The organism is Streptomyces sp. NPDC003011 (genome assembly GCF_053591515.1).
This window is the reverse complement of record NZ_JBSFTY010000038.1, coordinates 49,037-74,126: the sequence shown is the minus strand read 5'-3', so window position 1 is coordinate 74,126 and position 25,090 is coordinate 49,037. Positions and strand designations below refer to the sequence as shown.

General features: G+C 72.1%; 24 protein-coding genes. 7 read left to right on the top strand and 17 right to left on the bottom strand.

The features are described 5' to 3' along the window. Positions 1-3: 3 nt before the first annotated feature. From ACWD0J_RS20665 to ACWD0J_RS20640, 6 genes are all read right to left on the bottom strand, one after another. On the bottom strand, positions 4-402 hold the full coding sequence (locus ACWD0J_RS20665; RefSeq protein WP_451497261.1) for an OB-fold nucleic acid binding domain-containing protein: 399 nt from the start codon (positions 400-402) through the stop codon (positions 4-6). 46 nt (positions 403-448) lie between these two features. After that, positions 449-1,165 carry a response regulator gene (locus ACWD0J_RS20660; RefSeq protein ID WP_451497260.1) on the bottom strand — a complete coding sequence of 239 codons (717 nt, stop codon included), beginning with the start codon at positions 1,163-1,165 and terminating at the stop codon, positions 449-451. Beyond that, a complete protein-coding gene (locus tag ACWD0J_RS20655) occupies positions 1,159-3,705 on the bottom strand; it encodes an ATP-binding protein (protein WP_451497259.1) in 2,547 nt (848 codons plus the stop codon). Before ACWD0J_RS20655 ends, ACWD0J_RS20660 begins: the two co-directional genes overlap by 7 nt. A 270-nt stretch (positions 3,706-3,975) precedes the next feature. Further along, positions 3,976-4,740 carry a DUF3710 domain-containing protein gene (locus ACWD0J_RS20650; RefSeq protein WP_451497258.1) on the bottom strand — a complete coding sequence of 255 codons (765 nt, stop codon included), beginning with the start codon at positions 4,738-4,740 and terminating at the stop codon, positions 3,976-3,978. Between the two features lies 1 nt (position 4,741). After that, entirely contained in the window at positions 4,742-5,293 is a 552-nt protein-coding gene (dut, locus tag ACWD0J_RS20645; protein WP_451497273.1) for a dUTP diphosphatase, read from the bottom strand. Between the two features lie 11 nt (positions 5,294-5,304). Next, complete coding sequence (locus tag ACWD0J_RS20640; RefSeq protein WP_451497257.1) at positions 5,305-5,889, bottom strand: PaaI family thioesterase; 585 nt, start codon at positions 5,887-5,889, stop codon at positions 5,305-5,307. 141 nt (positions 5,890-6,030) lie between these two features. On the opposite strand from ACWD0J_RS20640, the gene ACWD0J_RS20635 reads away from it, so the two are divergent. After that, complete coding sequence (locus ACWD0J_RS20635; RefSeq protein ID WP_451497256.1) at positions 6,031-6,492, top strand: DUF3093 domain-containing protein; 462 nt, start codon at positions 6,031-6,033, stop codon at positions 6,490-6,492. A gap of 17 nt (positions 6,493-6,509) precedes the next feature. On the opposite strand, the gene ACWD0J_RS20630 is transcribed toward ACWD0J_RS20635, so the two are convergent. From ACWD0J_RS20630 to ACWD0J_RS20615, 4 genes are all read right to left on the bottom strand, one after another. After that, positions 6,510-7,418, bottom strand: a complete 909-nt coding sequence (locus ACWD0J_RS20630) for a hypothetical protein (RefSeq protein ID WP_451497255.1) — start codon at positions 7,416-7,418, stop codon at positions 6,510-6,512. Between the two features lie 13 nt (positions 7,419-7,431). Then, positions 7,432-7,728, bottom strand: coding sequence for a DUF4193 domain-containing protein (locus ACWD0J_RS20625; RefSeq protein WP_351402197.1), 297 nt, complete (start codon positions 7,726-7,728; stop codon positions 7,432-7,434). A gap of 405 nt (positions 7,729-8,133) precedes the next feature. Beyond that, a complete protein-coding gene (locus ACWD0J_RS20620) occupies positions 8,134-9,381 on the bottom strand; it encodes a sensor histidine kinase (RefSeq protein ID WP_451497254.1) in 1,248 nt (415 codons plus the stop codon). Positions 9,382-9,387: 6 nt separating this feature from the next. After that, complete coding sequence (locus ACWD0J_RS20615) at positions 9,388-10,041, bottom strand: response regulator transcription factor (RefSeq protein WP_007385219.1); 654 nt, start codon at positions 10,039-10,041, stop codon at positions 9,388-9,390. 417 nt (positions 10,042-10,458) lie between these two features. Here ACWD0J_RS20615 and ACWD0J_RS20610 point away from each other — a divergent pair, with 417 nt between their 5' ends. Then, complete coding sequence (locus ACWD0J_RS20610) at positions 10,459-10,632, top strand: hypothetical protein (protein WP_451497253.1); 174 nt, start codon at positions 10,459-10,461, stop codon at positions 10,630-10,632. 167 nt (positions 10,633-10,799) lie between these two features. Here ACWD0J_RS20610 and ACWD0J_RS20605 read toward each other — a convergent pair whose 3' ends face one another. Both ACWD0J_RS20605 and ACWD0J_RS20600 read right to left on the bottom strand, forming a co-directional pair. Next, a complete protein-coding gene (locus ACWD0J_RS20605) occupies positions 10,800-11,615 on the bottom strand; it encodes an inositol monophosphatase family protein (RefSeq protein ID WP_451497252.1) in 816 nt (271 codons plus the stop codon). 8 nt (positions 11,616-11,623) lie between these two features. Next, positions 11,624-12,751, bottom strand: a complete 1,128-nt coding sequence (locus ACWD0J_RS20600) for a ferrochelatase (protein ID WP_451497251.1) — start codon at positions 12,749-12,751, stop codon at positions 11,624-11,626. Positions 12,752-12,950: 199 nt separating this feature from the next. Here ACWD0J_RS20600 and ACWD0J_RS20595 point away from each other — a divergent pair, with 199 nt between their 5' ends. From ACWD0J_RS20595 to sepH, 3 genes are all read left to right on the top strand, one after another. Then, positions 12,951-14,189 carry an MFS transporter gene (locus tag ACWD0J_RS20595; protein WP_451497250.1) on the top strand — a complete coding sequence of 413 codons (1,239 nt, stop codon included), beginning with the start codon at positions 12,951-12,953 and terminating at the stop codon, positions 14,187-14,189. Further along, on the top strand, positions 14,149-15,468 hold the full coding sequence (locus tag ACWD0J_RS20590) for a D-arabinono-1,4-lactone oxidase (RefSeq protein ID WP_451497249.1): 1,320 nt from the start codon (positions 14,149-14,151) through the stop codon (positions 15,466-15,468). The genes ACWD0J_RS20595 and ACWD0J_RS20590 overlap by 41 nt, the downstream gene beginning before the upstream one ends. Before the next feature lie 485 nt (positions 15,469-15,953). Then, a complete protein-coding gene (gene sepH / locus ACWD0J_RS20585) occupies positions 15,954-16,994 on the top strand; it encodes a septation protein SepH (protein WP_451497248.1) in 1,041 nt (346 codons plus the stop codon). Positions 16,995-17,064: 70 nt separating this feature from the next. Here the strand turns inward: sepH and ACWD0J_RS20580 are convergent, their stop codons facing one another. After that, entirely contained in the window at positions 17,065-17,916 is an 852-nt protein-coding gene (locus ACWD0J_RS20580) for a sulfurtransferase (protein ID WP_451497247.1), read from the bottom strand. A gap of 334 nt (positions 17,917-18,250) precedes the next feature. Between ACWD0J_RS20580 and ACWD0J_RS20575 the strand changes: the two genes are divergently transcribed. Next, positions 18,251-19,057: a VOC family protein gene (locus ACWD0J_RS20575; RefSeq protein ID WP_451497246.1), complete on the top strand. Its 807-nt coding sequence runs from the start codon at positions 18,251-18,253 to the stop codon at positions 19,055-19,057. A 39-nt stretch (positions 19,058-19,096) separates the two neighbouring features. Here ACWD0J_RS20575 and ACWD0J_RS20570 read toward each other — a convergent pair whose 3' ends face one another. Genes ACWD0J_RS20570 through ACWD0J_RS20555 form a run of 4 tightly spaced genes read right to left on the bottom strand, consistent with a single transcriptional unit; the run spans position 19,097 to position 24,511 of the window. Further along, positions 19,097-19,729: a thymidine kinase gene (locus tag ACWD0J_RS20570; protein WP_451497245.1), complete on the bottom strand. Its 633-nt coding sequence runs from the start codon at positions 19,727-19,729 to the stop codon at positions 19,097-19,099. Between the two features lie 50 nt (positions 19,730-19,779). Further along, positions 19,780-20,982, bottom strand: a complete 1,203-nt coding sequence (locus ACWD0J_RS20565; protein WP_451497244.1) for an alkaline phosphatase family protein — start codon at positions 20,980-20,982, stop codon at positions 19,780-19,782. Then, positions 20,982-21,578, bottom strand: coding sequence for a DUF5998 family protein (locus ACWD0J_RS20560; RefSeq protein ID WP_451497243.1), 597 nt, complete (start codon positions 21,576-21,578; stop codon positions 20,982-20,984). The genes ACWD0J_RS20565 and ACWD0J_RS20560 overlap by 1 nt, the downstream gene beginning before the upstream one ends. A gap of 53 nt (positions 21,579-21,631) precedes the next feature. Continuing rightward, the gene (locus tag ACWD0J_RS20555; protein ID WP_451497242.1) at positions 21,632-24,511 is read right to left on the bottom strand and encodes a bifunctional acetate--CoA ligase family protein/GNAT family N-acetyltransferase; all 2,880 of its coding nucleotides are present in this window, start codon (positions 24,509-24,511) and stop codon (positions 21,632-21,634) included. Positions 24,512-24,687: 176 nt separating this feature from the next. Here ACWD0J_RS20555 and ACWD0J_RS20550 point away from each other — a divergent pair, with 176 nt between their 5' ends. Beyond that, the gene (locus tag ACWD0J_RS20550) at positions 24,688-24,969 is read left to right on the top strand and encodes an HPr family phosphocarrier protein (protein WP_007385204.1); all 282 of its coding nucleotides are present in this window, start codon (positions 24,688-24,690) and stop codon (positions 24,967-24,969) included. The last annotated feature ends 121 nt before the right edge of the window (positions 24,970-25,090 follow it).

Sequence of the window (25,090 nt, the reverse complement as noted above, 5' to 3'; positions counted from 1 at the left end):
CGGCTACTCCCTACCGAGGGGTCTCAGTTCGTATTTCGGGTTGAACAGCACCCGGCGGCCCCGGCTCAGCGAGATCCGGCCCGATGCGATCAGCTTGCGCCCCGGCTCTATCCCCACGATGGAGCGTCTGCCGAGCCACACCACGTCCAGGGCGGCGGAGCCGTCGAACAGTTCGGCTTCCAGTGCCGGGACTCCCGCGCGCGGCCGCAGGGTGACCGTGCGCAAGGTACCAGTAACCGTGACGATCTGGCGGTCGTGGCAGTCACCGATCCGCGTGCAGCCGGCGGTCGCGGAATCCTCCCGCAGTTCCTCGGACTCGAGGTCCTCCTGCGACGAGGAAAGCCGGTCGAGCATGCGCCGGAACCGGCCCGCCGGCTTCTCGGAACGAGGAACAGGACTCATGTCTGAAGCGTACCGGGGCCCACCGACAGCTACGTACCCCCCGGTGTCAGCGCTCGAACCGGTACCCCATCCCCGGTTCGGTGACGAAGTGCGCGGGGTGCGAGGGGTCCGCCTCCAGCTTCCTGCGCAGCTGGGCCATGTAGACCCGCAGGTAGTTGGTCTCCGTCCCGTACGACGGCCCCCACACCTCCCGCAACAGCTGCTTCTGGCTGACCAGCCGGCCGGTGTTGCGCACCAGCACCTCCAGCAGATGCCACTCCGTGGGCGTCAGCCGTACGTCCCTGCCGTGCCGCCGGACCTTCTTCGCGGCCAGGTCGACGGTGAACTCGTCGGTCTCCACCAGCACCTCGTCCTCGCCGCCCGCGGTGGGCTCGGCGCGGCGGACGGCGGCCCGCAGCCGGGCCAGCAGCTCGTCCATGCCGAACGGCTTGGTGACGTAGTCGTCGGCGCCCGCGTCCAGCGCCTCGACCTTCTCGTCGGAGGAGTGCCGGGCGGACAGCACCAGGATCGGCACCCTGGTCCAGCCGCGCAGGCCGCGGATCACCTCCACACCGTCCATGTCGGGCAGGCCCAGGTCGAGCACCACCACGTCCGGGTGGCGGGCGGCGGCGAGCCGGAGGGCGGTGGCGCCGTCGTGCGCCGAGTCGACCTCGTACGCGCGCGCCCTGAGGTTGATCACGAGGGCGCGCACGATCTGCGGCTCGTCGTCGATCACCAGCACCCTGGTGGGGGTCCGGGGGACTGCCTCGGCCGGGCTCAGCATGGGACCTGCCTTTCCGGTCGTACGACCTGAGGACGCTCCCCGGGGCCGGTCGCCGCGCGGAGCGTGAGCACCATGGTGAGGCCGCCGCCGGGCGTGTCCTCGGCGTCGAGGGTGCCGCCCATGGCCTCGGCGAAACCGCGCGCCACGGCGAGGCCCAGCCCCACGCCCGCTCCGCGCGGAGCGTCGCCGTGGCGCTGGAAGGGCTCGAAGATACGTTCCTTGGCCTCGTCCGGGACTCCGGGCCCCCGGTCGACCACCCGCACCTCCACCCGGTCGGCGAGGGTACTGGCGGACACCAGGACGGCGCTGCCGGCCGGGCTGTACTTGACCGCGTTCTCCACCAGGTTGGCCACCGACCGCTCCAGCAGCCCGGGGTCCACCGCGACCATGGGCAGCGTCTCCGGGATGTCGAGGCCGGCGCTGCCCTCGGGCACCCCGCCGAGCGCCATCGGCACCACTTCGTCGAGGTCGACCTCCCGGATCAGCGGGGTGACGGTGCCGGTCTGGAGGCGGGACATGTCGAGCAGGTTGCCCACCAGGTGGTCGAGCCGGTCGGCGCCCTCCTCGATGCCGGCGAGCAGCTCCGCCCGGTCCTCCTCGGACCACGCCACGTCGTCGGACCGCAGGCTGGAGACGGCCGCCTTGATCCCTGCCAGCGGCGTGCGCAGATCATGGCTGACGGCGGCCAGCAGGGCCGTGCGGATCCGGTTGCCCTCGGCCAGCGCCCGCGCCCGGCCGGCCTCCTCCTGGAGCCGGCTGCGGTCCAGGACGACGGCGGCCTGGGCGGCGAACGCGGCCAGGACCCGGCGGTCCTCGGCGGGCAGCACCCGCCCGGTCAGCGCGAGGGCCATGTGGTCCCCGACCGGCACGTCGACGTCGGCCTCCTCCGGCCGCTGCACCGGCCGCCCGAGGCCGACCCGGGCCGCGCAGGTCCACGGGTCGACGTCGCCGCCGCGTTCCAGCAGGGCCGCCGACTCCATGCCGAAGGTCTCGCGGACCCGCTCCAGGAGCTCCTCCAGGCCGGTCTCGCCGCGCAGCACGTTGCCCGCGAGGAAGGACAGGATCTCCGACTCGGCGCGCAGCCGGGCCGCCTGGTGCGTACGCCGGGCCGCGAGGTCGACGACCGAGGACACCGAGACACCGACGCCCACGAAGATCACGATGGCGACGATGTTCTTCGGGTCGGCGATGGTCCAGTGGTGCAGGGGCGGTGTGTAGAAGTAGTTCAGCAGCAGGGAGCCCACCGCCGCCGAGGCCAGCGCGGGCAGCAGCCCGCCGAGCAGGGCCGCGGCCACCGTCACGGTCAGGAACAGCAGCATGTCGTTGGCGAGGCCGAGGTGCACGGTGCTGAGCAGGACCGCCAGGACCGCCGGGCCGGCCACACCGACCAGCCAGCCCCAGGCGATCCGGGCCCGGCCGAGCCGCGCGCCCCGGGCCACCGGCAGTCCGCGTCCCTTGGCGACCTCGTCGTGGGTGACGATGTGCACGTCGAGGTCGGGACCCGACTCCCGGGCCACGGTCGTGCCGACGCCGGGTCCGAAGACGTACTGCCAGGTCTTGCGGCGTGAGGAGCCGAGGACGATCTGGGTGGCGTTGACTCCGCGCGCGAAGTCCAGCAGGGCGGCCGGTATGTCGTCGCCCACCACGTGGTGGAAGGTGCCGCCGAGATCCTCGACCAGGGTGCGCTGTACGGCCAGTTCCTTCGGGGAGGCGGAGGTCAGGCCGTCGGTGCGGGCTATGTAGACCGCCAGCACCTCACCGCCGGCGCCCTTCTCCGCCAGCCGCGCGGCCCGCCGGATCAGCGTCCGCCCCTCCGGACCGCCGGTCAGCCCCACCACGATCCGCTCCCGCGAACCCCATATCCTGGAGACCCGGTGCTCGCTGCGGTACTGCTTGAGGTACGCGTCGACCCGGTCGGCCACCCACAGCAGCGCCAGCTCCCGCAGCGCCGTCAGGTTGCCCGGCCGGAAGTAGTTCGACAGCGCCGCGTCCACCTTGTCCGGCAGGTAGATGTTCCCGTGCGCCATCCGGCGCCGCAGCGCCTGCGGTGACATGTCGACCAGCTCGATCTGGTCGGCCCGCCGCACCACCTCGTCCGGCACGGTCTCCCGCTGCCGCACCCCGGTGATCGCCTCGACCACGTCTCCCAGCGACTCCAGATGCTGGATGTTGACCGTCGACACCACGTCGATCCCCGCCGCCAGCAACTCCTCGACGTCCTGCCACCGCCTGGCATGGCGGGAGCCCGGGATGTTGGTGTGGGCGAGCTCGTCCACCAGGGCGACGGCGGGCGCCCGCCGCAGGACCGCGTCGACGTCCATCTCGGTGAACACCCCGCCCCGGTACTCCAGCTCCCGGCGCGGAACCTCCTCCAGCCCGTGCAGCATCACCTCGGTGCGGGGCCGGCCGTGGTGCTCGACGAAGGCCACCACGCAGTCCGTGCCCCGCTCGACCCGCCGGTGCGCCTCGGACAGCATCGCGTACGTCTTGCCGACGCCCGGTGCCGCACCGAGGTAGATCCGAAGCTTGCCGCGTCCCATGGCCTCATTGTCTTCCGGTCACCGCCGCCTGCGCAGCGTCGACCCTACGGCCGGCGGACGCGACGAACGGGACCGGATGTGCCCCGGGGACCGTCTTTGACGAAACCCTGACGCGGGAAGCGCCACCCGGGCGCCCGCCAGCCCTTCCCGCCGCCGGGCGCTGCACCGTTCAGTTCGGGTCGTCCGTTCCGCGCGTGATATCCCGTCACGCTCCGCGCACGGCGAAGGGCCGCACCCCCTGCCGGGGATGCGGCCCTCCTCGCGTGCGCTCTACCGCACCTCGGTGATCTCCGGACCGCGCTGCAGCTGTCCCATGCCCCCGCCGAAGCGGGAACCCTCGTCCTGCTGCTGGACGTTCTCGGGAACCATCTGCGCGTCGTTCGGCAGCTTCAGGACGATCGGGTCGCGCGGCGCCATCGGGCCGTCCCCGCGCACCACGACGGTGTCCCGGAAGATCTGCTCCAGCAGCCCGGCCGCCTGCGGCTGCACCGCGCCCTGACCCGAGATCACACCGCGCAGGAACCAGCGGGGACCGTCCACACCCACGAACCGCACCACCTGGAAACCGCCCGTGCCGTCCGGCAGCTGCACCGGCACCTGGGCACGCAGCTCCCAGCCCAGCGGGCCCTCGACCTCGTCGATGATGCCGCCCTGCTGGGTGATGCCGGAACCGATCTCCTCGCGCACCTCGCCCCAGATGCCCTCGCGCTTGGGCGCGGCGAAGGCCTGCAACTGGATGGCGCTGTCACGCAGCACCACGGTCGCCGCGACGATCGCGTCGCCCGCGACCTCCACCCGCAGCTCCATGCCGTCGACGCCCGGCACGAAGAGACCGCCCAGGTCCACCCGGCCCTCGGCCGGGTCACGGACCTCGGAGCTGTCCCACGGCCCGTCCGGCCGCGGCTCCGGCTCGAGCCTCACGCGCTCGCGCGTGCCCTCTTCCCCGTCCGCCTCAGTGTCGACACTGTCGACGACCTGCTCGGCCTCGCCGGCCGCGTCCTCGGCGGCACCCTTCTTCTTGCGACGTCCGAACACGTCACTGTCCTTCCCGGTCGGATACGACCGAAGCGTATCGATTCCCACCCGTCGCGCCGCCCGCGGCGGCATGACCGTTTGTGCCGCCCCCGTCGTCCACGGAGGCATGGCCGCCGGTGGACCCGAAGCCCCCCTCGGCCCGTGCCGAGCCGGGAAGTTCCGCGACCTCCTGGAAGCGGACCCTCTCGACCTGCTGGACGACCAGTTGGGCAATCCGGTCGAAGCGCTCGAACCGCACGGACTCGCGCGGGTCGAGATTCACCACGATCACCTTGATCTCCCCACGGTACCCGGCATCAACCGTCCCCGGGGCATTCACGAGAGCGACACCGCAGCGGGCGGCGAGACCGGAACGCGGGTGCACGAAGGCCGCGTACCCCTCCGGGAGCGCCACAGACACTCCCGTGGGCAGCACGGCCCGCTCGCCCGGCTTCAGTTCACAGCTCTCGGTGGTGCGCAGATCGGCTCCCGCGTCACCGGGATGTGCGTACTCGGGAAGCGGTACGTCGGGATCCACGCGCCGGATCAGCACGTTCACGGGGGCACGGCTCACGGGGTCACGGCTCACGGGTTCACCTCGAAGGCACGGACACGCCGGGCCTGGTCCGGGTCGTTCATGGCGGCCCGGATCTCCTCCGGGCGGCCGTTGTCGATGAAGTGGTCGACCTTCACCTCGACGAAGAGCGCCTCGGCGCGGACGGCGACGGGCCCGTCGGGGCCTCCGATCCGGCCGGTGGCGGTGGAGTAGATCTTGCGCCCCGCCACGGCCGTCACCTCGGCCTCCAGGTACAGCACGGTGTCCACCGGAACCGGCCGCACGAAGTCCGTCTCCAGCCGGCCGGTCACGGCGATCGTCCGCAGCAGCCAGTTCAGCGAACCGAGGGTCTCGTCGAGGGCGGTCGCGAGCACCCCGCCGTGCGCGAGGCCCGGCGCGCCCTGATGGGCGGGCCGCACGGTGAACTCGGCGGTGACCGTCACGCCCTCGCCGGCCCGCGCCTGGAGGTGCAGCCCGTGGGGCTGCTCGCCGCCACAGCCGAAGCACTGGCCGTAGTGCGCACCGAGCAGCTCTCCGGGCGCGGGAGCGTCTGGATGACGTACCGGTTTCACGGCGTCTGCGGGCGGCTCGACAGCGGCGGAAGTACGACTCACAGCCGCAGACCTTACCCGCCCTCCCGCCACCCGCCACCGCCCCGCCGGACGGCGCCGCACACCGGCGGTCCCGCCCGGCGGCGCCGCACCCGGACCGCCCTGACCGAGGCGTGCTCCGGACACCGTGCCAAGCTTGGTTTCATGCAGCTCTCCGCCGCCCCGTACGAAGAACGCCTCACCGCGCCCCGCTCCTGGTGGCTGATCTCCTCGCTGGTCGGGGTCTCGATGGCCCTGATCCTGCTGCCCTTCGGCACCCTGCCGATGCTCGGCGGCCTGGCCGGCGGCACCGCCGCGGCGGCGGTCGCGGCCAGCGCGTACGGCTCACTGCGGATCCGGGTGCAGGGCGGCTTCCTGGTCGCGGGCGAGGCGAAGATCCCGGTGTCGGCGCTGGGCGAGGCGGAGGTCCTGGACGCGGAGGAGGCCCGCGCCTGGCGCACGTACAAGGCCGACACCCGCGCGTTCCTGCTGCTGCGCGCCTACATCCCCACCGCCCTGCGGGTGCAGGTCACCGACCCCGAGGACCCGACGCCGTATCTGTACCTGTCGACGCGCGAGCCGGAGCGGCTGGCGGAGGCGTTGCGGACAGCGCGGGCGGCGGCCTAGCACACCCGGCCGAGGCGTCACCCGAGCTCTTTCGGGACGTCCCCCGGCGTCAGTGGCTCGGCCGGAGTCTCCAGCGGCGGAAGTTCGGGCAGCGCGTCCCAGGGGACCTGGACTCTGCGCAGGTCGGTCCGGATCCGCTCGGCGAGTTTCCTGGTGTCCCGGCGGTTCATGGCCGCGCCGACGGCCGCGCCCACCATGAACGGCAGCAGGTTCGGCAGATCCCGCACCATCCGTTTCATGATCTGCTGCCGCAGCTGCTGCTTCATCCGGCTGTTCACCGCCGAGCTGACGGTGGCCGGCTTGCTCACGTCGATGCCGCGCTCCCCCGACCAGGAGTTGAGGTACGCGGTGGAGCGCTGCGCCAGAGTGCCCGGCGGCCGTACGCCGTAGACCTCGTGGAGCTCAGCGATGAGCTTCAGTTCGATCGCCGCCACACCGGTGATCTCGGCGGCCAGCTCCGCGGGCATCGCCGGCGGCACCGGCATCATCGCCGCCGCGCCGATTCCCGCGCCGACCGTCGCCGTGGCGCCGGCGGCGCCCGCCACGAGCTTGTCCGCGAGCTGCTCGGGCCCGAGCCCGGGGAACTGCCTGCGGAGCGTCGCGAGGTCGCGTACGGGGATCCGCGGGGCGTTGTCGATGATCCGGTCGGCGAGGTACCCCAAGGCCGCCCGGGCGCGGCTGCCGCCCTTGCGGACGCCGTCCCGGGCCTTGTCCCGGAACACCGCCGCCCGCCGCCGTGCGACGGGCGCTGGTGGCGCGGCCGGCGCCGGGAGGTCAGCCCGGCCGGCCGCCGGTTCGAGCGAGGCCGATCCCTTGTCGGATGAGCCCCGCTCGTGGTCACGCGCGCCGTGCCGTCCCTCGGACGGCACCGAGTCCGCTCCCCGCTTCAGGAAGCGGCGCTTCCGGGGAGGGGTCGAGCCAGTCACGGCCGACCCGCCCTCAGTCGCAGTCGCGGCAGATCGGCTGACCGTTCTTCTCCTTGGCCAGCTGGCTGCGGTGGTGCACCAGGAAGCAGCTCATGCAGGTGAACTCGTCCTGCTGCTTCGGCAGCACCCGGACGGCCAGCTCTTCGTTCGAAAGGTCCGCTCCGGGCAGTTCGAGGCCTTCCGCGGCCTCGAACTCATCGACGTCCACAGCGGACGTCGACTTGTCGTTCCGCCGCGCCTTGAGTTCTTCAAGGCTGTCCGAGTCGACGTCGTCGTCGGTCTTGCGTGGGGTGTCGTAGTCGGTTGCCATGTCGCTCTCCCCCTCTGGGTGTCTTCGGTGTCTCCAGCGCACGTAACGCGTGAGAGGCCGGACTTGTGCCCGACCTGAGGCGGAGATTTTGCCTCACATCAAGGTCTGTTACTCAATCGACACCCAACCGGACTCCTCTTGAGTGATCGGGTTGGATGGCGATCGGGACCGTACACGGTCCGAATCCCGCACTTCAAAGGCGTCTCACCGTGTACTTCCCGTGATCACGACCCCGGAAAACCCGGATTTTCCCGGCTTTCCGGCCGTATTCATGATCACGGAGAGTAGGTGACGTGAAATGTGCCTTTGTGATCGATCACACACGCGGATACTCGATCAGCGCCTTGAAAATTCCGCGCAGAGCGAACATCCCTCAGTGTCGATCCCGGTGCGGGGGTCATGATCTCAGACGGGCAGGGTCACCCGCATCACGAGCCCACCCCCTTCACGCGGCTGGGCCGAAATGTGCCCGCCGTGCGCCCGGGCCACGGACCGGGCGATCGACAGGCCGAGGCCCACACCCTTGTCGCTGCCCGTTCGCTCCGTACGCAACCGTCTGAACGGCTCGAAAAGGTTGTCGATCTCGTACGCCGGCACCACCGGGCCCGTGTTGGACACCACGAGCATCGCCTGGCCGTGCTGGATCTCCGTGGTCACCTCGACCCAGCCGCCCTCGGGCACGTTGTACCGCACGGCGTTCTGGACGAGGTTCAGGGCGATCCGCTCCAGCAGCACGCCGTTGCCCTGCACGACCGCGGGCTTCTGTTCGCCCCGGATCAGCACGCCCTTGGCCTCCGCCTCGGCGTGCACCTGGTCGACGGCCTGCTCGGCCACCTCGGCGAGATCCACCGGCTTGCGCTCCACGATCTGGTTGTCGCTGCGGGCCAGCAGCAGCAGGCCCTCGACGAGCTGCTCGCTGCGCTCGTTGGTGGCCAGCAGCGTCTTGCCGAGCTGCTGCAGCTCCATGGGGGCGTCCGGGTCCGACAGGTGCACCTCCAGGAGCGTGCGGCTGATCGCCAGCGGGGTCCTCAGCTCGTGCGAGGCGTTGCCGACGAAGCGCTGTTGCGCCGTGAAGGCCCGCTGCAGGCGCTCCAGCATCTCGTCGAAGGTGTCCGCCAGCTCCTTCAGCTCGTCGTCCGGGCCGTCCAGCTCGATGCGGCGGGACAGGTCCGAGCCCGCCACCGCGCGCGCGGTGCGGGTGATCCGGCCGAGCGGTGACAGCACCCGGCCGGCCATCGCGTAGCCGAAGGCGAAGGCGATGATCGCGAGACCCAGCAGGGCCAGCAGGGAGCGGCTGAGCAGGTTGTCCAGGGCGACCTGGCGCTGGCGGTCGACGCACTCGGCGATCGCGGCGTTGAACTGGGGCAGCTTCAGGGTGCCCGACGTGACGGTGGGACAGTAGTCGCTGGTGACTCTGATGTCCGTGCCGCCCTCGATCTTGAACAGCGGCTGGTTGCCGGTGTTCAGCGCCTGCGCCGCCAGCAGGTAGATGATCGACAGCAGCAGGATGCCCGCGATCAGGAACATCCCGCCGTACAGCAGTGTGAGGCGTATGCGGATGGTGGGACGCAGCCAGGGGAAGGGCGGCTCCGGCCGGCGGGGGTCCCAGGTGGGTTTCGGGGGCGCCTGGGGAGGCGCGGGGGTAGCGGCCACGGGTGATCAGATCCGGTATCCCGAGCCGGGGACGGTCACGATGACCGGTGGCTCGCCCAGCTTGCGGCGCAGCGTCATGACGGTGACGCGCACGACGTTGGTGAACGGGTCGGTGTTCTCGTCCCAGGCCTTCTCCAGGAGCTGCTCCGCGGAGACCACCGCTCCCTCGCTGCGCATCAGCACCTCCAGCACCGCGAACTCCTTGGGTGCCAGCTGCACCTCCTTGCCGTCCCGGAAGACCTCACGGCGGTTGGGGTCGAGCTTGATCCCGGCGCGCTCCAGGACGGGGGGCAGCGGCACGCTGGTACGCCGGCCGAGGGCCCGCACGCGTGCCGTCAGCTCGCTGAACGCGAAGGGCTTGGGGAGGTAGTCGTCGGCGCCGATCTCCAGGCCCTCCACCCGGTCGCTGACGTCACCGGACGCCGTGAGCATCAGCACGCGCGTGGGCATGCCGAGTTCCACGATCTTGCGGCAGACGTCGTCACCGTGCACCAGGGGGAGGTCGCGGTCGAGGACGACCACGTCGTAGTCGTTGACGCCGATGCGCTCCAGGGCGGCCGCCCCGTCGTACACGACGTCGACGGCCATGGCCTCCCGGCGCAGTCCGGTGGCCACCGCATCGGCGAGCAGTTGCTCGTCCTCGACGACGAGTACGCGCACGTCGCTTGTCCTTCCTGTGTCCACCCGCGTAGCGCTTCTCGGCCCACGTGGGCAGGGGGGTTCGGTGAGTGTGTGACCTCCATCCTGCCCTTTTCGGCCATAAGTCGGCTGTAAGGCGGGTGAGCACAGCCTGAAGGACAGGTGTGAGGCCCGGGAATGGGAGATTTTCTCGTCGGGTTGAGGTTTCCGTGGAAGGGAGCGGGGGGAGGACGGCTTTACACCACGCGATCACGCTCTGCATGTGCCGTACGACCATGCGGCACTCCGCGATCCGCTTCCGCAGAGTGGGCGTGGGTGTCCGGCACCGTCGCCGCCCAGCAGGGCAGCGCGCTGGGCATCTGCAGGAGACGTGATCGCCCCTTCCGAACGGCACACCCCCGTGCCACCGACCCACGACCCAGGACGAGGGGGCGCAGCATGGACGCATTCACCGCAGGACTTCTGCAGCGCATAAGGGCGACCGAGTCCGACCTGACGCGGGCGCGCGAGACCGGCGACGACTTCCTCGCGGAGGTCGAAGAAGCCGAGCTCGACGATCTGCGCCGCCTGGCCTCCGAGCACGGTGTGGAGGTCGGCGCGCAGCGCGTCTGATCAGCTCGTCAGCACGACAGCGGGGCCCCGGCGAATCCAGCGCCGGGGCCCCGCTCTGTGCGCCTCTGCTCCCGAGGGGCGCCGCTGCCCGTGGCGAGGGGCCGGGGCAGCGGGCCGCAGGGCCCCCGCCGTCGGTGGCGCCCGGATGACGGCGGGGCGCGTCCCGGTCAGTCGCGCCAGGCGCCGAAGTCCTCCAGGAGATGCTGGAGGGGCTCGAAGACGCCCGGAGCGGCCGCCACCGTCAGGGCATGTGCGGGGCGCTCTCCGGGGCGTCCACCGGTCAGCGCACCCGCCTCACGGGCGATGAGGTCGCCGGCGGCGAGGTCCCAGGGGTGCAGGCCCCGTTCGTAGTAGCCGTCGAGGCGGCCCGCGGCGACGTCGCACAGGTCCACCGCGGCCGAGCCTGCGCGCCGGATGTCGCGCACCAGCGGGATCAGCCTGCGGGCGACCTCGGCCTGGTGGACGCGGACCTCGGTGACGTAGTTGAAGCCGGTCGAGACCAGGGCCTGCTCCAGCGGTGGCGCGGGGCGGCAGGCCAGCTCGCGCTCGCCCTCCCAGGAGCCGGTGGCCCGGGCGCCCTCGCCCCGGACCGCGTGGAAGGTCTCGCCGCGCATCGGGACCGCGACGACCCCGACGACGGTCTCGCCGTCCTGCTCGGCCGCGATGGAGACCGCCCAAGTGGGCAGTCCGTACAGGTAGTTGACCGTGCCGTCGAGCGGGTCGATGACCCAGCGGACGCCGCTGGTGCCCTCGGTGGAGGCGCCTTCCTCGCCGAGGAAACCGTCGTCCGGTCGGTGCTCGGAGATCAGGTCGGTGATCAGCTTCTCCGCCGCGATGTCCATCTCGGTGACCACGTCGATCGGGCTCGACTTGGTCCTGGCGACCGCGAGGTCGGCCGGGCGGCCGTCCCGCAGCAGCGCGCCGGCGCGGCGGGCGGCCTCCTGGGCCAGCTTCAGCAGCTCCGTGTGCAGGGGGTCGGTCACGGGGCTCCTCACGCGTAGGGGCTGTCGGCGCCCGCCGCGGCGGGGTGCGGGCCACGGGCCGGGCAGCAGCCCGCCGGGCAGACGTCGTGGCTCGCGCCGAGCCGGCCCCGGGCGCACGGCGTGACCTGCTCGGCGCGCTCGACGCCGGCCCGCTCCAGGACGAGGTCGCGGATCGCGGCGGCGAACCGGGGGTCGGCGCCGACCGTGGCCGATCGGCGCACCGGCAGACCCAGCTCCTCGGCCCTGGCCCTGGCCTCCGTGTCGAGGTCGTACAGGACCTCCATGTGGTCGGAGACGAAGCCGATGGGGGCCATGACGACCGCCGGGGTCCCGGCCGCGTGCCGCTCCTCCAGGTGGTCGCAGATGTCGGGCTCCAGCCACGGGATGTGCGGGGCGCCGGAGCGCGACTGGTAGACGAGCTGCCAGGGGTGGTCGACGCCGGTGCGGTCGCGGACGGCGTCGGCGATCAGCTGGGCCACGTCCAGGTGCTGCCTGACGTAGGCGCCGCCGTCGCCGTGGCCCTCGGCCGGGCCGGAGGTGTCCGCGGACGTGGTCGGGATCGAGTGGGTGGTGAAGGCGATGTGGGCGCCGTCACGGATGCCCTCGGGGAGGTCGGCGAGGGACTCGAGCACGCCCTCGATCATCGGCTCCAGGAAGCCCGGGTGGTTGAAGTAGTGCCGCAGCTTGTCGACCCGGGGCAGTTCCAGGCCCTCCGCCCGCAGGGCGGCCAGCGAGTCGGCGAGGTTCTCGCGGTACTGGCGGCAGCCCGAGTACGAGGCGTAGGCGCTGGTGGCGAGGACCAGGATGCGGCGGCGGCCGTCGGCGACCATCTCGCGCAGGGTGTCCGTCAGGTAGGGCGCCCAGTTGCGGTTGCCCCAGTAGACCGGCAGGTCCAGGCCGTGGCCCGCGAAGTCCTTGCGGAGGGCGTCCAGCAGGGCGCGGTTCTGGTCGTTGATCGGGCTGACCCCGCCGAACAGGAAGTAGTGCTGGCCGACTTCCTTGAGGCGTTCCTTGGGGATACCGCGCCCCCGTGTCACGTTCTCCAGGAACGGGACGACGTCGTCCGGGCCCTCCGGGCCGCCGAACGAGAGCAGGAGCAGGGCGTCGTAGGGGCTGGCATCGAGCACGTCTGGCATGGGTCGATCCTGTCATCCGGTACTGACAGCCGGAAAACGGCGGGGTGGCCACCCGGGTTCCCACCGCGTCCGGCCGGGTGCGTTAGGGTCACCTCACTCGTAAGCTGTATGGGGCGTATTCACGCCTTACTGAGCCGCTGCTGCCCAGCGGCGCTCCCGCTGCCGAGCCGCCGCCGCTCCCGCCCGACCGGAGACCCCCGTGCCCAGCCCCTACCGCGCCCTGTTCGCCGCTCCCGGCTCCAAGGGCTTCTCCGCCGCGGGACTCCTCGGCCGGATGCCGCTGTCGATGATGGGCATCGGCGTGGTCACGATGATCTCCCAGCTGACCGGGCGGTACGGCCTGGCCGGCGCGCTGTCGGCGACCATCGCGCTGGCCGCCGCGGTGGCGGGTCCGCAGGTGTCGCGGCTGGTGGACCAGTACGGACAGCGGCGGGTGCTGCGCCCGGCGACGCTGATCGCTCTCGTCGCGTCGGCCGGGCTGCTGCTGGCCGCGCACTACGCGTGGCCGGACTGGACGCTGTACGTGTTCAGCGCCGGCATCGGGTGTGTGCCGAGCGTCGGCGCGATGATCCGCGCGCGGTGGGCGGCTCTGTACCGGGGCACTGCGCAACTGCACACCGCGTACTCCTTCGAGTCCGTGATCGACGAGGTCTGTTTCATCTTCGGGCCGATCATCTCCATCGGCCTGTCGACGGTCTGGTTCCCGGAGGCCGGTCCGCTGCTCGCCGCGTGCTTCCTCGCGGTCGGCGTCTTCTGGCTGACCGCCCTGCGCGCCACCGAGCCCGCGCCGCACCCGCGCGCGCAGCAGGGCGGCGGTTCGGCCCTGCGCTCCCCCGGTCTCCAGGTCCTGGTGGCCACCTTCGTGGCGACCGGCGCGATCTTCGGGGGGGTCGACGTCGTCACCGTCGCCTTCGCCGACGAGCAGGGACACAAGGGCGCCGCGAGTCTGGTCCTCGCGCTGTACGCGGCGGGCTCCTGCGCGGCGGGATTCGTGTTCGGGCTGCTGCACTTCAAGGGAGCGCCCGAACCTCGCTGGCTGTTGGGCATCTGCGCGATGGCCGTGAGTATGATCCCCCTCCTACTGGTCGGGAACCTGCCGTTTCTGGCCGTGGCGCTGTTCGTTGCGGGGCTGTCCATCGCTCCCACGATGATCACGACGATGTCCCTCATCGAGCAGCACGTACCACGCGCGCAACTGACCGAAGGCATGACCTGGGTGAGCACGGGACTCGCGGTCGGGATCGCGCTCGGCTCCTCCGCGTCCGGCTGGGTGATCGACGCCGCCGGCGCGCGGACCGGGTACGTGGTCCCGGCGGTGTCCGGGGCCGTCGCGGTCGCGGTCGGTTTCCTCGGGTACCGCCGGCTCAACAGGCCGGTTCCGCGTCGGGGAGGCACCGTTGAGCAGCACAGCGAGCGGGAAGAACGGCACGTGGCGTAACTGGGGCGGCAACGTCGCCGCCCGGCCCGCGCGGGAGGTCACTCCGGCCTCGGTGGACGAACTGGCGGACGCCGTACGGAAGGCCGCCGCGGACGGGCTGCGGGTGAAGGCAGTCGGTTCCGGGCACTCCTTCTCGTCCGTCGCCGCCACCGACGGTGTGTTGATCTGCCCTCAACTGTTGACCGGCATCCGCGCCATTGACCGGGAATCCATGACGGTCACGGTCGAGGCCGGCATCCCGCTCAAGAGGCTCAACATGGCCTTGGCCCGAGAGGGTCTGTCGCTGACCAACATGGGCGACATCATGGAGCAGACGGTCTCCGGGGCCACCAGCACCGGCACGCACGGCACCGGCCGCGAGTCGGGCTCCATCGCCGCGCAGATCAGGGGCCTGGAGCTGGTCACCGCCGACGGCTCGGTCCTCACCTGCTCGGAGAAGGAGAACCCGGAGGTCTTCGCCGCGGCGCGCATAGGGCTCGGAGCCCTCGGCATCGTCACCGCGATCACCTTCGCCGTGGAGCCCGTCTTCCTGCTCACGGCCCGTGAGGAGCCGATGCCCTTCGACCGGGTCGTCGCCGAGTTCGACGAACTGTGGGCCGAGAACGAGCACTTCGAGTTCTACTGGTTCCCGCACACCGGCAGCACCACCACCAAGCGCAACAACCGCAGCGCGGGCCCCGAGCAGCCGGTGGGGCAGCTGGCGGGCTGGTTCGAGGACGAGTTCCTCTCCAACGGCGTCTTCCAGGTGGCCCAGTGGGTCGGCCGCGCGGCGCCCGCCACCATCCCGGCGATCGCCCGGATCTCCAGCAGAGCCCTGTCCGCGCGGACCTACACCGACATCCCGTACAAGGTCTTCACCTCACCGCGCCGGGTGCGCTTCGTGGAGATGGAGTACGCCGTCCCGCGCGCGGCCGTCGTCGAGGCGCTGCGCGAGCTGAGGACGATGGTCGACCGCTCCGGTCTCAGGATCAGTTTCCCGGTCGAGGTGCGCACCGCCCCGGCCGACGACATCACGCTGTCCACGGCGTCGGGCCGGGACAGCGCGTACATCGCCGTCCACATGGTCAAGGGGACGCCGTACCAGAGGTACTTCACCGCCGCCGAACGCATCTTCACCGCGTACGAGGGCCGGCCGCACTGGGGCAAGATGCACACGCGCGACGCCGAGTACCTCGCCGGGGTCTACCCGCGCTTCGGCGAGTTCACGCAGGTGCGGGACCGGCTCGATCCGGACCGCCGGTTCCAGAACGACTACCTGCGCAGGGTGTTGGGGGCATAGCGGACACCCCGCACCGGGCCGCGACGGCCGCCCCCGGACCGCGAGGCCGGCCAACCGCGCGAGAAGGGGACGTACGGACGAAAACGATTAGTTCCGTTTCTGATGATTACGTGAAGTGCGCCACGTCCAAGATCCGGAAAACCGTTTCGCTGCGGCCGGGTGGCGCCGACCGGAAGAAGTCGGGCGGCGTGCCAATCCACGCACGTGGCCCAAATGGAGTACTGTTGCGAGCCCTGGGTCAGGTCTCCCGCCAGGGCGTCCGTGGCCTTCAAGGACCACCGGGAGGGGGCCAGTTGCACAGGGTGACGGAGTTTGTCACTTAGCGTTGCGAATAGGTAACCGTGCCATAACGGCGATCCAGGGCCCGCGCCCGACACGCCGGGCAACTCGGCAAGGTTGTGGCAGGCTGCACCCGGGCAGGCCACACTCGACTAGCGGAAGCAGCGACGCACGTGACGTCGGCAGGCACCACCCGGGAGGTCCCCATGCCCGAACTGCGTGTCGTGGCCGTCTCCAATGACGGCACACGGCTGGTGCTGAAGGCTGCCGACTCTACGGAGTACACGCTTCCGATCGACGAACGCCTGCGCGCCGCCGTGCGCGGCGACCGTCCCCGTCTCGGCCAGATCGAGATCGAGGTCGAGAGCCATCTCCGCCCCCGCGACATCCAGGCGCGCATACGCGCCGGTGCGACCGCGGAAGAGGTCGCGCAGATGGCCGGTATCCCCGTCGACCGCGTCCGGCGCTTCGAGGGTCCCGTGCTGGCCGAGCGCGCGTTCATGGCCGAGCGGGCCCGGAAGACTCCGGTCCGCCGCCCCGGCGAGAACGCGGGTCCGCAGCTGGGCGAGGCCGTCCAGGAGCGGCTGACCCTGCGCGGCGCCGAGAAGGACACCGCGCAGTGGGACTCGTGGCGCCGCGACGACGGCACCTGGGAGGTCCTGCTGGTCTACCGGGTCGCGGGCGAACCGCACTCGGCGAGCTGGACGTACGACCCGCCCCGGCGGCTCGTCCAGGCCGTCGACGAGGAGGCGCGCTCGCTGATCGGCGAGTCCGACGACCTCGCCGCCACGCCGGAGCCCAGCTTTCCCTTCGTACCGCGCATCGCCCGCCTGCCGCGCGACCGTCCGCTGGACCGTGCCCTCGACCGGGAGCGGCCGAGTCTGCCGCCGGCGTCGCTCGACGAGCCCGCCGAGGAGACCGCGAGCGAGCGGGACTCGCTGACCAGCCTGCTGGAGGCGGTGCCGAGCTTCCGGGGCGATCTGGTGGTCCCGGAGCGCCCGGCGGAGCCCGACACGGAGGAACCCGCTCCGGAACCCGACGAGGAGGAGCCCCCGGCGCCCGCCGCCTCGGCCGGTTCCGCCTACGCGGACGTCCTGATGCCGCGTTCCGTCGGCAGCCACCGCGACCGGCTCATCGGCTCCACCGACCGTCAGGCCGAGGCGGACGGCGTCCGCCCAGGCCGCCGGGCGGCAGTCCCGAGCTGGGACGAGATCGTGTTCGGGACGCGGCGCAAGAAGCAGGAATAGCCGGCCGTACGGCCTTCTGCACGAGGCTCGTGAGGGCCCGCGCTCGTGCGCGCGGGCCCTTCGGCCGTGCCTACCGGGGGTCGGGTCCCACGGCGACCGGCCGCGACGGGTCCGACGACCACTCCGACCAGGAACCGACGTACAGCGCGGCCGGGATGCCCGCGACCGCCAGGGCCAGCACCTCGTGTGCGGCGGAGACGCCGGAGCCGCAGTAGACGCCGACCTCGGAGCCGTCGGACACGCCCAGTGTCCTGAAGCGGGCGGCCAGTTCCGCCGCGGGCAGGAAGCGGCCGTCGGCCCCGACGTTGTCGGCGGTGGGCGCGGACACGGCGCCCGGGATGTGTCCGGCGACCGGGTCGACCGGCTCGACCTCGCCCCGGTAGCGCTCCCCCGCGCGCGCGTCGAGCAGGACCCCGGTGCGGGCCAGCAATGCGGCGCCGTCCGCGTCGAGGAGCCCCGCCGCGTCCGGCGCCGGCTGGAAGTCCCCCTCGGCCGGCTCGGGTGTGTCCACCGACAGGTCGCCCTGCCAGGCCGGCAACCCGCCGTCGAGGACTCGCACGTCCGGGTGACCCGTCCAGCGCAGCATCCACCAGGCACGGGCGGCCGCCCAGCCCTGTCCGCCGTCGTACACGACCACCGGTGTCCGGGCGCGGACGCCCGCGCGGCGCATGGCGGCGCCGAACTGGGCGAGGTCGGGCAAGGGGTGCCGGCCACCGGCTCCGGGCGGGGCGGCGAGCTCCCGGTCCAGGTCGACGAAGACCGCGCCGGGAACGTGTCCGGCCGCGTACTCGGCCCGGCCGTCGAACGAGGGCTCCCCGGCCGCCTTGGCCACGCTGAGCTGCCAGCGGACGTCGAGCAGGACGGGCGGGTCGTCCCCCGCCAGGTCGCTCGCGAGTTCCGTTGCGGAGATGATGGCGTTCATGGCCACCATCCTCGCGCACGGGGTGGCCGCATCGTCCATGTCCGGCTACTGTGCTCCGCCGGACGGGTCCGGTCACGACGCGTACGGGACCGGGCACATGCTGTACAGCCGATCGACACCCGTCGGCCGTCGGACGGAGACGGACGGGAAGGCGCACGACGGGCACTCTCCGGGCAGGGGAGCAGCCGCACAGCGGCGTGCCCGGAGCCCGCGGCACCTCAGGTGGTGCGAGCATCGGCACGGGGTCCGTGAGCACGGAGTCCGTACAACGGGGTCCGTCAGAGCGGAAGCTGGAGCGACACGGCCGCCGCGAGAGGCCGAGAAGAGAGTGACGATGACCGAGGCAAGGGGGTCTGCCGCCGGCCCGCACGGCCCGGCGCAGGCCCGGCAGGTGCCCGGAACACCCTGCTGGGTGAGTCTGATGGTGCACGGGATGGCCGCGACCCAGGACTTCTACGGCGCGCTGTTCGGCTGGGAGTTCCGCCCGGGTCCGCGGCAACTCGGCCCCTACGTCCGGGCCCTGCTCGACGGGCACGACGTGGCCGGCATCGGCCAGCTGCCGCCCGACCGCCACCTGCCCATCGCCTGGACGCCCTACTTCGCCTCGGACGACGTGGGCCTGACGGCCGACACGGTACGGCTGTGCGGCGGCACGGTCGGGGTGGGACCGCTGGACGCGGAGGACGCCGGGCGGCTGGTGATCGGCTCGGACCCGTCCGGCGCGGTCTTCGGCGTCTGGCAGGCGGCGGCGCACCTCGGCACGTCCCTCGCCGGCGTGCCCGGCACACCGGCCTGGCACGAACTGCTGACCTTCGAGACCACGAGCGTCGTCAAGTTCTACGAGACGGTCTTCGGTCACGAGGAGGAGCCGGCAGTCCCGGCCGACTGCGACTACGTGACCCTGCGCCTCGGCGACCGCCCGGTCGCCGGTGTCCGCGGTGTGGGCCACGCCCTGCCCCGTGACCGCGGGCCGCACTGGATGACGTACTTCGAAGTGGCCGACACCGACGAGGCGGCCGCCCTCCTCGTCGGCCTCGGCGGTCAGGTCCTGAGACCTCCCCACACCACCCCCCACGGCCGCGCGGCCACGGTGGCGGACCCGGAGGGGGCCAGGTTCTCCCTGATCCAGAGCCCACGCTGAGCGTGCGGCCGCCGACAGGGCCGTCGCCGACGCCGTTCGCTACGGCAGGCCGGGGGCGAGCGACGCCGAGGCCGAGGTGCTGTTCATGCGGTGGCGGTGGTGGCGGCGGCACAGCACCTCGTAACCGACCTCCGCGGCCGGGCGGTTCACATCGCCGACGACGACCTGCTCGCCCTCGACCACCATCTCGCCGCCGACGGTACGGGCGTTGTGCGTGGCACGCGCCCCGCACCAGCACATCGCCTCCACCTGGAGTGCCTCTATCCGGTCCGCCAGCTCGATCAGACGCTGCGAGCCGGGGAACAGTTTGGTGCGGAAGTCGGTGGTGATGCCGAAGGCGTAGACGTCCAGGCCCAGGTCGTCCACCACGCGGGCCAGTTGGTCGATCTGCTCGGATGCGAGGAACTGGGCCTCGTCCACGATCAGGTAGTCGACCTTGCTGCCCCGCTCGACCTCGGCCACCACATAGGCGTACAGGTCCATGCCGGGCACCGCTTCTACCGCTTCGGTCACCAGACCGAGCCGCGAGGAGAGCTTGCCCTCGCCCGCGCGGTCGTCGCGGGTGAAGATGATGCCCTGGAGGCCGCGCGCCGAGCGGTTGTGCTCGATCTGGAGAGCCAGCGTGGACTTCCCGCAGTCCATCGTTCCGGAGAAGAACACCAGCTCGGGCATGGCGAGTCGAGCACCTTTCGGTTGGGTGGGAGGAGAGCGGCCCGGAGGCGTCAGGAGCGTACTTCGAGCAGCGGAACCAGCTGCTCGGCGGGGGTCATCGAACCGTGGTTGCCCACCATCGCCGACTCCTTGGGCTCCCGCTCCGAGGCGATGATGAGGACGTCGTCACGCGCGGCGGCGATCACGTCGCCGAGACGGCCGGACACCCGCCGTTCGACCCGGTCGGGCGGCCCGAACCAGCCCGCCGCGATCGCCTCGTCCCGGGAGGCCACCCAGAACTGCTCGCCGAGGACCTCGCGCCAGCAGGTCAGGACGTCGTTCTGGGCGCCCGGCACCGCGTAGACGTGGCGGGCGCGGCCCTCACCGCCCAGCAGGGCGACTCCGGCGCGCAGTTCCCAGTCCTCGTCGAAGTCGATGCGGTGCTGCTCGTCGAAGGGCACGTCGATCATGCCGTGGTCGGCGGTGACGTAGAGCGCGGTGCGCGGCGGCAGTTGCTCGGCCAGGCGCTGGACCAGCCGGTCGACGTACATCAGCCGTCCGCGCCAGGTGTCGGAGTCGACGCCGAAGCGGTGGCCGGCGCCGTCGACCTCGGAGTAGTACGTGTAGACCAGGGAGCGGTCGCCCGCGGCGAGCTGCTCGGCCGTGAGGTCCATGCGCTCCTCGCCGGTCTGCCGCCCGTGGAACGTGCCGCCGCTGAGCGCGACCTTGGTCAGCGGGGTGTTCTCGAAGGTGGGGGACGAGACCTGGGCCGCGTGCACACCGGCCCGGTCGGCGAGCTGGAAGATCGTCGGATACGGCTGCCAGGCCGCCGGCGATGTCCACGGCTGCCAGCGGAGCTGGTTCATCAGCCCGCCGGTGGCCGGATCGCGCACGGTGTAGCCGGGCAGGCCGTGGGCGCCCGGCGGGAGCCCCGTGCCGACGGAGGCGAGGGAGGTCGCGGTGGTCGCCGGGAAGCCGGTGGTCAGCGGGCGGCCGGTGCCGCCGCGCGAGCTGCCGAGGAGCGAGGTCATGAAGGGCGCCTCGTCCGGGTGCGCCCTCAGTTGCTCCCAGCCGAGCCCGTCGATCAGGAACACGCAGTTCCGGTCGGCGGGGGTGAGCTCGGCAATGGTGGCGGTCACTCCCGGTACGGCCATGCCCGCGGCCAGGGTGGGCAGCAGGTCGGCGAGGGAGCCGGTGCCGTACTCGGGGACGGGCGCGGAGTCGAGGGCGAGCGGTTCCGGGTGGTGGTCCCAGGCGGAGGCGGGCTGCGCCATCAGCGGGTGACGTCCGCGGTCGCCTCGGAGATGGCCTGCGCGAAGACGAGCGCCTGCCGCACCGTCTCCGGGCCGTCCCCGGCCTCGCTCACGCGCAGGCTCAGGTCGTCCGCCGTCGAGCTGCCGGTGTAGCCGTGGTCGGCCTCGCAGTTGGGGTCGCCGCAGGCGGCGGGCTCCAGGTCGATGCGGGAGACGGCCCCCCAGCCGATGGTCAGCACGACCTCGCGGGGCAGGGTGCCCGGCTGGTACTGCTCGGGGTTGGCGACCACGCGGCTGACCACGATCGAGGAGATCCGGCTGAGCTTCACGGACTCGGTGGAGGTGGTGGCGTACGGCGTCGGGGAGGTGGTGTCCGCGTTCTGCTCGTCGGTGTGGCTGACGACGAAGCGGTTCTCGGTGAGGACGAGCACGGTCACATGCCGCCGCACCTCGTTCTGGTCGAACGTCGTCTCCTGGTGGACCAGGTACGACCGAATGGGCTCGCCGCCCACAGCGGCCTCCACCGCCTCGGCCACGAGGGCCGGGTAGTAGCCGCTGCGCTCGATCGCCGTTCGCAGCCCCTGGGTCGTCGTACTGGTCTTGGCCATGACGTCCATCCTACGGGGACCCACTGACTGCGAGGCACCGCTCCGGGCCGGTGGAACGTCGGTCAGTACGCGGGCAGTGTCCGCGGCCCGAGGTCGTCGCGGGCGGGCGGCGGTGCGAGCCGCACAGAGGCGCCGAGGACGCTCAGGCCGCGCGGGGCGACGACGACCGGCTCCAGGGTGACCGCCACGACTTCGGGATGGTCGTCGACCAGGCGCGACACCCGCAGCAGCAGTTCCTCCAGGGCAGGCGTGTCGACGGGGGTGGAGCCGCGCCAGCCGAACAGGAGCGGTGCCGTCCGGATCGACCGGACCAGTGAGGTGGCCTCCCGGTCGGTGACCGGGACGAGCCGGTGTGCCATGTCCCCGAGCAGCTGGGAGGCGGCCCCGGCGAGTCCGAACGACAGGACGGCTCCGGCCGCCGGGTCGATGACGGCCCTGACCACGGTGTCGACTCCGCGCGGCGCCATCGACTGCACCACCGGCCGCAGCTCCTCCGGCTTCCCGAACAACTCGGTCAACTCGGCGTACGCGCGCCGCAGTTGCTCCTCGTCCGTGAGGTCCAGCCGTACGCCGCCCAGGTCGGCGCGGTGTCTGAGGTGCGGGGCGGTGGCCTTCAGCGCGACCGGGTAGCCGAGGGTGCGGGCGGCCCGGACGGCGTCGTCGGAGGCGGGCGCGGGCAGTGCGCGATGGACGTGGACGCCGTACTTCCCGAGCAGGTCGCACGTCTCGTCGGTGCCGAGGGTGAGCCCCTGTCCGCGCGCGAGCAGCCCGCCGATCAGCCCGGCGGCGCCCTTCTCGTCGATGTCCTCGTACTCGGGCACCCTGCCGGGTTCGGCCGCGTCCCGGCGCCACTGGGCGTACCGGACCACTTCGGACAGCGCCCGGACGGCCCGTTCGGCGGCCGGGTAGGCGGGGATGAGGCGGGAGCAGTTCTGGGGGGCGGGCGGGTCCGGGGCCGTCTTCGTGGCCAGCCGGTCCAGCGGGCGGAACGGGTGGGTGCTGCCCGGCGCCGTGGATCCGGCCTGCGGCGCGGTGCTGGCCGCGGCCGACAGGGCCTCCGCGAGGCCGCCCAGCTCGACGTGGACCACCAGCACCGGCTTGCCGGGGACCCGCTCGGCCGCGGATCTCAGGGCTTCGGCCAGCGCCGCGTCCCCCGCTGTCCCCTCACCCACGGCGGGGATCGCGGTCACCACCACCGCGTCGCACGCGTCGTCCGCCAGCGCCCGCGCCAGGGCGGCGTGGAAGTCCCCCGGCGACGCGCCCGTCGTCAGGTCCAGCGGCGGCAGCGGCCGGAGCCCCTCGGACAGACACGCGTCGTACGTCAGCAGGCCCAGCGACTCGGAGTTCCCGAGGATCGCCACCCGGGGCCCGGCCGGCAGCGGCTGCCGCGCGAGCAGCAGGCCGGTGTCCACCAGTTCCGTGATCGTGTCCACCCGGATCACCCCGGCCTGCCGCAGCAGCGCGGACACCGTGGCGTACGGCAGCCGGGTCGCCCGCACGGCGTGCCCCTGCGGCGCGGAACCCGCTCCCTGCACCACGACGAGCGGTTTCGCCGCCGCCGTGCGCCGGGCGAGCCGGGTGAACTTGCGCGGGTTGCCGATGGACTCCAGGTACATCAGCACCACGTCGGTGTCGGGGTCGTCGTACCAGTACTGGAGGACGTCGTTGCCGGACACGTCCGCCCGGTTGCCGGACGACACGAACGTCGACACACCGGTCACCCCGGTGACCCCGCCACCGCGCCGGTGCAGCCGGGACAGCAGCGCGATGCCGATGGCACCGGACTGGGCGAACAGCCCGATCCGCCCGGGCCGGGGCATCTCCGGGGCGAGGGAGGCGTTCAGCCGTATCGCGGGCGAGGTGTTGATGACCCCGAACGCGTTCGGCCCGATGATCCGCATGCCGTACGCGCGCGCGTGCCGGACCAGGTCCCGCTGCCGCTCGCGCCCTTCCGGCCCGCTCTCGGCGTATCCGGCGGAGAGCACGACGAGCCCCTGCACACCGTGCCGGCCGCACTCCTCGACGACGTCGGGGACGTACGGAGCGGGCACGGCGACGACCGCCAGGTCGACCGGACCCTCGATGTCCCGCACCGAGCGGTAGGCGGGCACGCCGTCGATGTCCGTCCGCCCCTCGGGCAGGACCTTGTTCACGGCGTACAGCCGGCCGGTGAACCCGGCGTCCCGGATGTTGCCGAGGACGCCTCGGCCCACTCCGCCGGGCGTGCGGCCGGCCCCGACGACGGCGACGGACCCGGGCATCAGCAGGCGCTGCACGGAGCGGCCCTCGGCGCGCTGTTCGCGCGCGTACTGCACGGCGAGTGAGCGGTCCGTCGGCTCCAGGTCGAACTCCAGGCGGACGACGCCGTCCTCGAAGGAGCGCTTCTGGGTGTATCCGGCGTCCGTGAACACCTTGATCATTTTGTTGTTGGCGGGCAGCACCTCGGCGGCGAATCGCCGGATGCCGCGCTCGCGCGCGACGGCCCCGATGTGTTCCAGCAGGGCGGAGGCGACACCGCGCCCCTGGTGGGCGTCCTGGACCAGGAAGGCGACCTCCGCCTCGTCGGGGATGTCAGGGGCGGCGGCGAAGCGCCCTGTGGCAAGGGTGGCGGGCGACGGGTGGGCGGAGGCGGGCATGCCCTCGGCGTCGATGCGGTCGTAGCGTACGGTGGCGATGAACTCGCCGCCGATGGTGGCCGCGAGTCCCACCCGGTCCACAAAGTCGTGGTGCGTGAAGCGGTGGACGTCCTTGGCGGACAGGCGAGGGTAGGGCGCGAAGAAGCGGTAGTACTTCGACTCGTCCGACACCTGCTCGTAGAAGCTGACGAGGCGATCGGCGTCATCGACGGTGATGGGCCGGATGCGCGCGGTACCGCCGTCGCGCAGCACCACGTCGGCTTCCCAGTGGGCGGGGTACTCGTGCCGATCCGACGAGGTCTGCATGGGCCCCAGCGTACGGCTCGCGTACGACAACGGCGCGAGGCAGTCTGTGCGGGACGGGAGTCGGGCCGAGGCCGCGGTCCGACGACACACCGGAGCGGGACGAAGGACCGCTCCGGGCATGCTTCACGTATGGGAAACTGGTCTAGACAACCTGATACACCGAAGGGCAGCATCACATGGCTGAGCGCCGCGTCAACGTCGGCTGGGCCGAGGGTCTCCACGCCCGTCCCGCCTCCATCTTCGTCCGGGCCGCCACGGCCGCGGGTATCCCGGTGACGATCGCCAAGGCCGACGGCAACCCCGTCAACGCGGCCTCCATGCTGGCCGTCCTCGGTCTGGGCGCCCAGGGCGGCGAGGAGATCGTCCTCGCCTCCGACGCGGAGGGGGCGGACGCCGCCCTCGACCGTCTCGCGAAGCTCGTCGCCGAGGGTCTCGAAGAGCTCCCCGAGACCGTCTGAGCGCCGGCACCGTAACGGAACACAGAAGGGCTCGTCCGAATTATCGGGCGGGCCCTTCGCATTTCCTGTTCCCGGGCAGCGGAAATAATCCCCCGGGAATTACGCCTCTTTGTATACGGCG